The sequence below is a fragment of the Bradyrhizobium sp. BRP19 genome (assembly GCF_020194195.1).
Taxonomy (GTDB): Bacteria; Pseudomonadota; Alphaproteobacteria; order Rhizobiales; family Xanthobacteraceae; genus Bradyrhizobium; species Bradyrhizobium yuanmingense.
This window is the reverse complement of the sequence record NZ_JADYVZ010000007.1, coordinates 316,434-327,007: the sequence shown is the minus strand read 5'-3', so window position 1 is coordinate 327,007 and position 10,574 is coordinate 316,434. Positions and strand designations below refer to the sequence as shown.

At 64.1% G+C, this 10,574-nt stretch carries 8 protein-coding genes; 6 read left to right on the top strand and 2 right to left on the bottom strand.

Features of this window, described 5'->3' with window-relative positions:
* Nucleotides 1-240: 240 nt before the first annotated feature.
* Nucleotides 241-765, bottom strand: a complete 525-nt coding sequence (locus I6F36_RS23160) for a Dps family protein (RefSeq protein ID WP_036009542.1) — start codon at nt 763-765, stop codon at nt 241-243.
* A 105-nt stretch (nt 766-870) separates the two neighbouring features.
* Between I6F36_RS23160 and I6F36_RS23155 the strand changes: the two genes are divergently transcribed.
* The 3 genes from I6F36_RS23155 to greA all read left to right on the top strand — a co-directional run bounded on the left by I6F36_RS23155 (nt 871) and on the right by greA (nt 6,156).
* Nucleotides 871-1,572 (top strand): class I SAM-dependent methyltransferase, encoded by a 702-nt coding sequence (locus I6F36_RS23155; RefSeq protein ID WP_057027719.1) that lies wholly within the window; start codon nt 871-873, stop codon nt 1,570-1,572.
* A 432-nt stretch (nt 1,573-2,004) separates the two neighbouring features.
* Entirely contained in the window at nt 2,005-5,469 is a 3,465-nt protein-coding gene (gene carB / locus I6F36_RS23150) for a carbamoyl-phosphate synthase large subunit (RefSeq protein ID WP_225172231.1), read from the top strand.
* A 213-nt stretch (nt 5,470-5,682) separates the two neighbouring features.
* Nucleotides 5,683-6,156 carry a transcription elongation factor GreA gene (gene greA, locus I6F36_RS23145; RefSeq protein WP_036009537.1) on the top strand — a complete coding sequence of 158 codons (474 nt, stop codon included), beginning with the start codon at nt 5,683-5,685 and terminating at the stop codon, nt 6,154-6,156.
* 239 nt (nt 6,157-6,395) lie between these two features.
* On the opposite strand, the gene I6F36_RS23140 is transcribed toward greA, so the two are convergent.
* Nucleotides 6,396-6,875 (bottom strand): Lrp/AsnC family transcriptional regulator, encoded by a 480-nt coding sequence (locus I6F36_RS23140; RefSeq protein WP_008135853.1) that lies wholly within the window; start codon nt 6,873-6,875, stop codon nt 6,396-6,398.
* Between the two features lie 266 nt (nt 6,876-7,141).
* Between I6F36_RS23140 and trxB the strand changes: the two genes are divergently transcribed.
* The 3 genes from trxB (at nt 7,142) to I6F36_RS23125 (ending at nt 10,390) form a co-directional block, all read left to right on the top strand.
* Nucleotides 7,142-8,107 (top strand): thioredoxin-disulfide reductase, encoded by a 966-nt coding sequence (trxB, locus tag I6F36_RS23135; RefSeq protein ID WP_036009535.1) that lies wholly within the window; start codon nt 7,142-7,144, stop codon nt 8,105-8,107.
* Between the two features lie 4 nt (nt 8,108-8,111).
* Nucleotides 8,112-9,035, top strand: a complete 924-nt coding sequence (locus I6F36_RS23130; protein ID WP_025032176.1) for a LysR family transcriptional regulator — start codon at nt 8,112-8,114, stop codon at nt 9,033-9,035.
* 446 nt (nt 9,036-9,481) lie between these two features.
* On the top strand, nt 9,482-10,390 hold the full coding sequence (locus I6F36_RS23125; RefSeq protein WP_225172230.1) for a 4-hydroxy-tetrahydrodipicolinate synthase: 909 nt from the start codon (nt 9,482-9,484) through the stop codon (nt 10,388-10,390).
* Nucleotides 10,391-10,574: the final 184 nt, after the last annotated feature.

The following is a 10,574-nucleotide window of genomic DNA, read 5'->3' as shown; positions in this document are numbered from 1 at the left end:
GGCAGCCACAAACTGCTCTGGGTGGGCTCGATCCGATCGCCAGCGGCCTGCCGGGGTTGCAGCCCCGGCAGGCCATTCCTCTCGGAACACCCCAATCAATATCCGATTGCGCTATTACAAGGGTGGGTTAGCCAAAGGCGTAATCCACCTCTTCTGTTTCCGCGGACAGAGACAGTGGTGGGTTACGCCTTGCAGATGCGCTTCGCGCTTCTGCGAGGCTAACCCACCCTGCGCATCCCGTTACGCCTCGTTGCCGCCCTCCTGCCTCGTCGCTTCAAACAGGAACCAGGTGCGGCGCTCGGTCTCGTCGATGAAGTTCTCCAAAATGCTGGCGCTGGCGACGTCGCCGGCCTCGTCGCAGACGTCGTGCGCCTTGCGCATCGCGGCAGCGACGTGCTTGTTGTCCTGCATCAGCTCGCGCAGCATCTCGCGCGGCGGGACGTAGTCCTCGTTGTTGTCCTTGATGGTCTGGAGCTTTGCGACCTGGCCGATCGACTTCAGCGTGGTGCCGCCGATCTTGCGGACGCGCTCGGCGAGCTGGTCGGTGGTGGCGAAGATCTGGTCGGACTGCTCGTCGAGCAGCAGGTGGTAATCGCGGAAGTGGCGCCCGCTGATGTGCCAGTGGAAATTCTTGGTCTTCAGATAAAGCGCGAACGCGTCGGCCAGAAGCACGTTGAGCGCCTCAGAGACTTTCTTGACCCCGTCGGGCGACAGATCCGTGGGGGTATCGAGTTCGGGCGAGACCTTGTTGTTGGTTTTGCTCACGGGAGACCTTCCTGTTAGGACGCGGACATTGACGGCGCGCCGCCGCACCCCTAACGCAAGGTGGGCAGCGCGGTTCCTAGATAGGAACCCCTGGGCGGGATACCAATGGACGATTGGATCGATTATTACGACTCGACGCATACGATCTATGTCAGCAAGCTGCATCGCGACTTGCACTTCCAGATCATTGCGCGGGACATCATCGGCTACATCCCCTCGCCCGATGCGACGGTGCTGGACTATGCCTGCGGCGAAGCGCTGTCGGCGAGCCAGGTGGCGGCCGCCTGCGGCATGCTGATCCTGGCCGAGCCCGCGCCGGGCGTGCGCGGCCGGCTGATCGCGCGGTTTGCCCCAAACACCAAGATCCGCGTCCGCTCGCTCGAGGACGTCCGCAAGATGCAGGATCAGTCGATCGATCTCGTCGTGATGAACTCGGTCGCACAATACATGACGCCGGACGAGCTCGATGCGGCGCTATTGAACATCCGCCGCATCCTGAAACCCTCCGGCAAGCTGGTGCTGGGCGACATTCTACAGCCCAATGTCGGCATGGTCAGGGATGTGATGGCGCTGCTCGGGTTCGGCCTGCGTCACGGATTTCTGAAGGACGCGCTGATCGGGCTGATCAGCACCGCGCTGTCGGATTATCGCCAGCTGCGCTCGAAGATCGGACTGCAGCGCTACAGCGAGGACGAGATCACGGCCAAGCTGAAGGCGGCGGGCTTCGCGGTCCAGCGCGCCCACAGCAATATCGGGCACAACCGCTGGCGCATGACCTTCATCGCGAGGCCGCCTCTGGTCCGTTAAGCATAACGATCAGCTGAGGTGGCCTGGCGCACGCCGATCGGGAATAATCCTGATGGCCCGGTGGCGGAAATGTCTACGCGGGGGCGGTGCATCGCTCTTCATCCTGGTTCAAATCCAGGCCGGGTCTCCACGCTTCGCCCCTGCGGGCTACGCGTGGCGCAGCCAGGCAAGACCCCAAGGGGCGAAGCGTGTCCGGCGTAGCTGGAGCGGAGCGGAAGCGGAGACGGACTGCCCGCCCGCCCCGACGATGCCGGCAACGCACCGTCAAACCCCTGAAAATTGGCGGTTGATGGGCGTTTTTCGGGGTTTCGCCGCTCCAAAAACTGGTTTAAGACCCACCCGCGCGCGAGGGAGACCCCGCGCTCTCGCCAAATGGGGACGCGCGGCAAGCGCGCCCTTTTTTTGTGCCCAGATCCCAGCCCGTGAGCGGTGATGCCCAAACGAACCGACATCTCGACCATCCTGATCATCGGCGCCGGTCCCATCGTGATCGGCCAGGCCTGCGAGTTCGACTATTCGGGCACGCAGGCGGTGAAGACGCTGAAGGAAGAGGGCTATCGCATCGTCCTCGTCAATTCCAACCCGGCCACCATCATGACCGACCCGGAATTGGCGGATGCGACCTATATCGAGCCGATCACGCCCGAGATCGTCGCCAAGATCATCGAGAAGGAACGTCACGTCGTCCCCGGCGGCTTCGCGCTGCTGCCGACCATGGGCGGCCAGACCGCGCTGAACTGCGCGCTGTCGCTGCGCCGCCAGGGCACGCTGGAGAAGTTCGACGTCGAGATGATCGGCGCCACCGCCGATGCCATCGACAAGGCGGAAGACCGCCAGCTCTTCCGCGAGGCCATGACCAAGATCGGGCTCGAGACGCCGAAGTCTCGGCTCGCCAACGCCTCCGAGCTGAAGAAGTCGTTCCGCGAGAAATACCAGGCCGAACGCGCAAAGCTGTCGGGCGCCGCGCTCGAAGAGCTCGACCGGCAGTGGACGCTCGGCGAGAGCGAGCGTCGCAAGCGCTACCAGGAATACGCCTTCGGCCAGGCCATGATGGCGCTGTCCGAGATCGGCCTGCCCGCGATCATCCGCCCCTCCTTCACGATGGGTGGCACCGGCGGCGGCATCGCCTACAACAAGGAAGAGTTCCTCGACATCATCGAGCGCGGCCTTGACGCGTCTCCCACCAACGAAGTGCTGATCGAGGAGTCCGTGCTCGGCTGGAAAGAGTACGAGATGGAGGTGGTGCGCGACAAGAAAGACAATTGCATCATCGTCTGCTCGATCGAGAACCTCGATCCGATGGGCGTGCACACCGGCGATTCCATCACGGTGGCGCCGGCGCTGACGCTGACCGACAAGGAATACCAGATCATGCGCGACGCCTCGCTGGCGGTGCTGCGCGAGATCGGGGTCGAGACCGGCGGCTCCAACGTTCAGTTCGGCGTCAATCCCGAAGACGGCCGCATGGTCGTCATCGAGATGAATCCGCGCGTGTCGCGCTCCTCCGCGCTGGCCTCGAAAGCCACCGGTTTTCCGATCGCCAAGGTCGCCGCCAAGCTCGCGGTCGGCTACACGCTCGACGAGATCGCCAATGACATCACCGGCGGTGCCACGCCGGCGTCATTCGAGCCGACCATCGACTACGTCGTCACCAAGGTGCCGCGTTTTGCCTTCGAGAAATTCCCGGGCGCCTCGACCACGCTGACCACCTCGATGAAATCGGTCGGCGAGGTCATGGCGATCGGCCGCACCTTCCAGGAAAGCCTGCAAAAGGCGCTGCGCGGGCTCGAGACGGGATTGACCGGCCTCGACGAGATCGAGATCGAGGGCCTCGGCCGCGACGACGACAAGAACGCGATCCGCGCCGCGCTCGGCACCCCGACGCCGAACCGCATCCTCCAGGTCGCCCAGGCCATGCGGCTCGGCTGGTCGAACGAGGACATCTTCAACTCCTGCAAGATCGATCCGTGGTTCCTCGCCGAGATGCGCGGCATCGTCGAGATGGAGGAGAAGGTCAGGAAGAACGGCCTGCCTGGCAACGCCTTCGGCATGCGCACGCTGAAGGCCATGGGCTTCTCCGACGCGCGGCTCGCCGTGCTGGCCGAGACGACGGAGGCCGAAGTCAAGGCGAAGCGCCACGCGCTCGGCGTCCACCCGGTGTACAAGCGCATCGACACCTGCGCGGCCGAGTTCGCCTCGCCGACCGCCTACATGTACTCGACCTATGAGGCGCCGTTCGCCGGCCTGCCCGCGGACGAGAGCGCGCCGTCCGACAAGAAGAAGGTCATCATTCTCGGCGGCGGTCCCAACCGCATCGGGCAGGGCATCGAGTTCGACTATTGCTGCTGTCACGCCTGCTTCGCGCTGCACGACGCCGGCTACGAATCCATCATGGTCAACTGCAATCCGGAGACGGTGTCGACCGACTACGACACCGCCGACCGGCTCTATTTCGAGCCGCTCACCGCCGAGGACGTGCTGGAGATCATCGCCAAGGAGCGCAGCAACGGCACCCTGCACGGCGTGATCGTGCAGTTCGGCGGCCAGACCCCCCTGAAGCTGGCGCGCGCGCTGGAAGCCGCCGAAGTGCCGATCCTCGGCACCTCGCCCGACGCCATCGACCTCGCCGAGGACCGCGACCGCTTCAAGCGCGTGCTCGACAAGCTGCGCCTCAAGCAACCGAAGAACGGCATCGCCTATTCGGTCGAGCAGGCCCGCCTCGTCTCCGCCGATCTCGGCCTGCCGCTGGTGGTGCGCCCGTCCTACGTGCTCGGCGGCCGTGCGATGCAGATCATCCGCGAGGAGAACCAGCTCAATGATTATCTGCTCGGCACGCTGCCGGAGCTGGTGCCGGCTGATGTCAAGGCGCGCTATCCGAACGACAAGACCGGGCAGATCAACACCGTGCTCGGCAAGAACCCGCTGCTGTTCGACCGCTATCTGTCGGACGCCACGGAAATCGACGTCGACTGCCTGTGCGACGGCAAGGACACTTTCATCGTCGGCATCATGGAGCACATCGAGGAAGCCGGTATCCATTCCGGCGACAGCGCCTGCTCGCTGCCGCCGCACTCGCTCGATGAGAAAATGATCGAGGAGCTGGAGCGGCAGACCCGCGAACTCGCGCTCGGCCTCGACGTCATTGGCCTGATGAACGTGCAATACGCCATCAAGGACGGCGAGATCTACGTGCTCGAGGTCAATCCGCGTGCCTCGCGCACCGTGCCGTTCGTCGCCAAGGTGGTCGGGACGCCGGTCGCCAAGATCGCCGCGCGCATCATGGCCGGCGAGAAGCTTGCCGATTTCAAGCTGAAGAAGGCGGCGCTCAAGCACGTCGGCGTCAAGGAATCGGTCTTCCCGTTCGCACGCTTCCCCGGCGTCGACACTGTGCTCGGCCCCGAGATGCGCTCGACCGGCGAGGTCATGGGAATCGACCGCTCGTTTGCGGTCGCCTTCGCCAAGAGTCAGCTCGGCGGCGGCACGCGGGTGCCGCGTAAGGGCACTGTGTTCGTCTCGGTGCGCGAAAGCGACAAGACGCGCATCGCGGATGCCGTGCGCGAATTGCATTCGCTCGGCTTCAAGGTGCTGGCGACCTCGGGCACGGCGCGCTTCCTGACCGACCAGGGCATCCCGACCGAGAAGGTGAACAAGGTGCTGGAAGGGCGGCCGCACATCGTCGATGCCATCACCAATGGCGACGTCCAGCTCGTCTTCAACACCACCGAAGGCCCGCAGGCGTTGGCCGACAGCCGCTCGCTGCGGCGCGCGGCCCTCTTGCATAAAGTGCCATATTACACCACTCTTTCCGGGGCCGTAGCGGCCGCGCAGGGCATCCGCGCCTATTTGGGTGGGGACCTTGAGGTTCGTACCCTGCAGAGCTACTTTTCGGAAACCTGATCGCTAGCGGCAGCGAAGCTTCCGCTAAGTGATTGGCAATGAAGCCACAATGGCCGGAGGAACCGATCCGGCCAGGTGGCAGTTCTGTTCCGGCGCTAAAGCCCATATCTGTCAAGGTCCGGCAGCCCCTCTTTGGGCTCTGGAGGACTGACGAATCAAGGTTGCGGCGCCCATCCGCATTCTGGGGCGCACGATCGAAGGACGAGAGAGACGATGGAAAAGGTTCCGATGACCCAGGCCGGCTTTGTCGCGCTCGGGGAAGAATTGAAGCAGCGCCAGTCCGTGGACCGTCCGCGGATCATCGAGCATATCGCGGAGGCGCGCTCGCACGGAGACCTGTCGGAGAACGCGGAATATCATGCCGCGAAGGAAGAGCAGTCGCACAATGAGGGTCGCATCGCCGAGCTCGAGGACAAGCTCGCGCGCGCCGACATCATCGACATCTCCAAGCTCTCCGGCGACACCATCAAGTTCGGCGCCACCGTGACGCTGGTCGATGAGGACACCGAGAAGAAGACGGTGTGGCAGATCGTCGGCGAGGTCGAGGCGGACGCCAAGAAGGGCCGGATCTCGATCACCTCGCCGCTCGCGCGCGCATTGATCGGCAAGAAGAAGGGCGCCACGGTCGAGGTCAACACGCCGGGCGGCGCCAAGGCGTACGAGATCACCAAGGTGGAGTGGCGGTAAGGACTTGCCGCTGCGTCTGCTGACGTTTCGAAAAGGCCGCGCAGTGCGCGGCCTTTTTGGCGTGTTGCTGGAGTTGTGGCGGACACACGTTCTCACCACACGTCATTGCGAGCGGAGCGAAGCAATCCAGACTGCCTCTGCGGAAAGACACTGGATTGCTTCGCTCCGCTCGCAATGACGGAGAGGACCGTGGACTGGTCTTCACCTCTCCCCGTAAGAACGGGGAGAGGGAGAAGACCCTACCGTCGTCCCTTCACCTCGAGCGGCACGGCCGCCTCGTACTTCGAATTGTGCAGCACCAATGACGTGCGCACGTTGCGGACATGCGGTGCCGCCGTCAGATGCGTGACGAAATCCTGGAAAGTCGCCATGTCGGGTGCGACGCATTTCAGGATGAAATCGACCTCGCCGGACAGCATCCAGCATTCCCGCACCAGGGGCTCGGCGCGGACGAACTCCTCGAACGCGCGCAAATCCGCTTCGGCCTGGCTGGACAGGTGCACGGCGGCGAAAACGGTGACGTCGAAGCCCAGCTTGCGTGCGTCCAGGAGGCCGCGATAGCCGTGGATGTAACCCTCCTCCTCCAGCGCCCGGACGCGGCGCAGACAGGGGGGCGGCGAGATGCCGACGCGCTTTGCCAGCTCGACATTGGTGATTCGACCGTCGGCCTGAATCTCGGTGAGAATTTTCAGGTCGATCTCGTCTAGGTTCCGCGACACGTGATTGGAACTCCTGGCCTTTGCGGCGGTATTGGGTGATTTGTCGAAATCCTCATAGCCCAATACGCACCGCCGGCGCAATTTTATTGCGCGTGCAGCGCAATCGGCTTTTGTTCCCTGTTGGAAAAATCCGCCGATAGGGAATGCAATTCTTGCATGGCTCGCCAGATTGCTTAGATTAGCTCTGATATTTCAGCGCCTCCGCTAGGCCTCCCGGCACATTCCGCGCCCGCGCTGCAAATCCCCCGTGAAAGGCGTCCATCGAAATGTCCGCTCCTGTTCATGCAAAGGTCGTCATCATCGGCTCCGGCCCGGCTGGCTACACCGCCGCGATCTACGCCGCGCGCGCGATGCTTGAGCCGATCCTGATCCAGGGCATCCAGCCCGGCGGCCAGCTCACCATCACGACCGACGTCGAGAACTATCCAGGCTTCGCCGACGTGATCCAGGGCCCCTGGCTGATGGAGCAGATGGAGAAGCAGGCGGTCCATGTCGGCACCAAGATCGTCTCCGACCTGGTGACCAAGCTGGAGACGGCGCAGCGGCCGTTCCGCCTCACCTGCGACTCTGGCGACGTCTATCTCGCCGAGACCGTGATCCTGGCCACCGGCGCGCAGGCGCGCTGGCTCGGGCTGCCGTCGGAAGCCAAGTTCCAGGGCGGCGGCGTGTCGGCCTGCGCCACCTGCGACGGCTTCTTCTACCGTGGCAAGGAGGTGATCGTGGTCGGCGGCGGTAACACCGCGGTCGAGGAAGCACTGTACCTCACCAACCATGCCTCGCAGGTCACGATCGTGCATCGTCGCGATCATTTCCGGGCCGAGCGCATCCTGCAGGAGCGCCTGTTCAAGCACCCGAAGATCAAGGTGATCTGGGACGCCGCCGTCGACGAGATCTGCGGCACCGAGAACCCCAACAAGGTCACTCATGTCCGGCTCAAGAACGTCAAGACCGGCGCGCTCACGGACGTGAAGGCCGACGGCATCTTCATCGCCATCGGGCATGCGCCGGCGACCGAGCTCGTCAAGGATCAGGTCAAGCTGAAACCCTCCGGCTATATCGAGGTCGCCCCGAACTCGACCGCGACCTCGGTGCCCGGCCTGTTCGCCGCCGGCGACGTCGCCGACGAAACCTATCGCCAGGCCGTGACGGCCGCCGGCCTCGGCTGCATGGCCGCACTCGAAGCCGAACGTTTCTTGGCCCTTCGCGCCAGCGAGCGCGCGGCAGCGGAATAGAATCATGCCCCGAACACGCGACGGATTTACGGATATGGACTGGGACAAGCTGAAGGTGTTTCACGCCGCGGCGGAAGCGGGCAGCTTCACGCATGCGGGCGAGCAGCTCGGCCTGTCGCAATCGGCGGTGTCGCGCCAGGTCTCGGCGCTGGAGCAGGAGCTCTCGGTCTCGCTGTTCCACCGCCACGCCCGCGGCCTGATCCTTACCGAGCAGGGCGACCTGTTGTTCCGCACGGCGCATGACGTGTTCATGCAGCTGCAGGCGGCGCGCGCCAAGCTGACCGACAGCCGCGAACGGCCGAGCGGCGATCTCAAGATCACCACCACGCCCGGCGTCGGCATCAACTGGCTGATCCCGCGGCTCGGCGAGTTCACCGCGCTCTATCCGGAGATCCGCATCTCGCTGATCGTCACCGACGAGGAGCTCGATCTGTCGATGCGCGAGGCTGACGTCGCGATCCGCACCCGCAAGCCGACGCAGCCGGATCTGATCCAGCGCAAGCTGTTCGCGATGGGCTTCCACGCCTATTGCTCGCCGGAATACATCAAGCGCTTCGGCACGCCGCGCACGCTGGAGGAGCTTGACTCCCACCGCATCATCACGCTCTCGGACGGCAACTTCGCGCCGCACCTGCAGAACCGCAACTGGCTGATCGAAGCCGGGCGCAACGGCTCGGGTCCGCGCGAAGCCTACTTCAAGGTCAACAACATCCTCGGTCTCGTGCGCGCCTGCGCGCAGGGCCTCGGCATCGCCGCCCTGCCCGATTACCTGGTCGAGGAGCAGAGCAAGCTCGTGCAGCTGTTCGGCGAGTCGGACTCGATCCAGCTCGACACCTACTTCGTCTATCCCGAGGAGTTGAAGACGGTCGCGCGCGTGCAGGTGTTCCGTGACTTCGTGGTGAGCAAGGCGCAACGCTGGCCGTCCTGATTTCCGCATGACTGACATGCGGCCTCGGCTGTTGCTGCAAGGCACTCGGCAAGCCCATAATGTTTGCACGCTGAGCCTTCGCGTTGCGCATTTGTCCCCCTCCTCCAGTGGCGCGGGAGTTCAGTAATCCCTCTTGGAAGGTGATTGTGTCGGCCTCACGTGGCCAATACCTAAGCCGGGCCCTCGGGTCCGGCTTTTTTTCGTCAAAATGTGCTTCGCTCTCCGCGTGTGTTGACAGTTCCGCGCATACCCCGCATCATTCGCCCATGATCACGAAGTCGTGCGCAATCGTTTCGAAAAAAGGCCCCCATCCCGGGGCCTCGGAATATTGCGCGCGCTAAGCTGACTTCGTCATCGCGAGCCAATCCCGAAAACCCCGCCGCCTGGACGGGGTTTTTTCATGTGCCCTCCGTCTCAGGCATTTTTCCCGAGAAGGAGATGGAAACATGACCGCACTACGAGATCACTTGCACGGGCTGTGGCTGCCGCTGGTGACGCCGTTCCAGGACGGCGCGCTGGACGAGAGGTCGCTGCGGCGGCTGACCCGGCACTATTGCGCGCACGGCATCGACGGCCTCATCCTGGGCGCGACCTCCGGTGAAGGCATGACACTGCGCGCGGCCGAGCTCGAACGTCTCGTCGCCGTGGTGCGCGAGGAGATGGCGACCGCCGGCCGCAACTTGCCGATCTGCCTCGGACTGTCCGGCGCGGACACCTCGCGTCTGCAAGAGCGCCTCGACGAGACCGCGGACTGGCCGATCGACGGTTACCTGATCGCCAGTCCCTATTATGTGCGGCCGTCGCAGCGCGGCCTGCTGGCGCATTTCGAGACGCTCGCCGACCACGCCGCATGGCCGATCGCGCTCTACAACATTCCCTATCGCTGCGCCGTCAACATCACCAACCAGACCATGCTGCGCCTTGCCGAGCACAAGAACATCGTAGGCCTGAAGGATTGCGGCGCGAGCCGGGAGCAATCGATCGCGCTCTTGCGCGACCGGCCGAAGGGCTTTCGCGTGCTCACCGGCGAGGACGCCAATTTCTTCGAGGCACTCAGTGACGGCGCCGACGGCGGCATCGTGCTCTCAGCCCATGTCGAGACCGCAACGTTTGCGGCAATCTATAGCGAGCACAAGCGCGGCAACCACGATGCGGCGCTGGCGCGCTGGCACGAGGTCGCCGAGCTGACGCGGCTGTTGTTCGCCGAGCCGAGCCCCGCGCCGGCGAAGTACTGGCTGTGGCGATCCGGCCTGATCGACAGCCCGGAGGTGCGCCTGCCGATTGTGGAAGTGAGCAGCGAGCTCGCAGCAACGATCGATCGCGAGATCGAGCGACGGGTGACGATCGCGGCGTAGTTTTCTCTCCGTGCAAGCTGCTCTTCCTTCTCCCCTTGTGGGAGAAGGTGGCGCGAAGCGCCGGATGAGGGGTTTTCTCCAAGCGCAAAAGACTGTTTGTGTGGAGACAGACCCCTCACCCGTCTCGCCGCTCCGCGGCGAGCCACCCTCTCCCACAAGGGGAGAGGGTGAAAGCGTGCCCGTT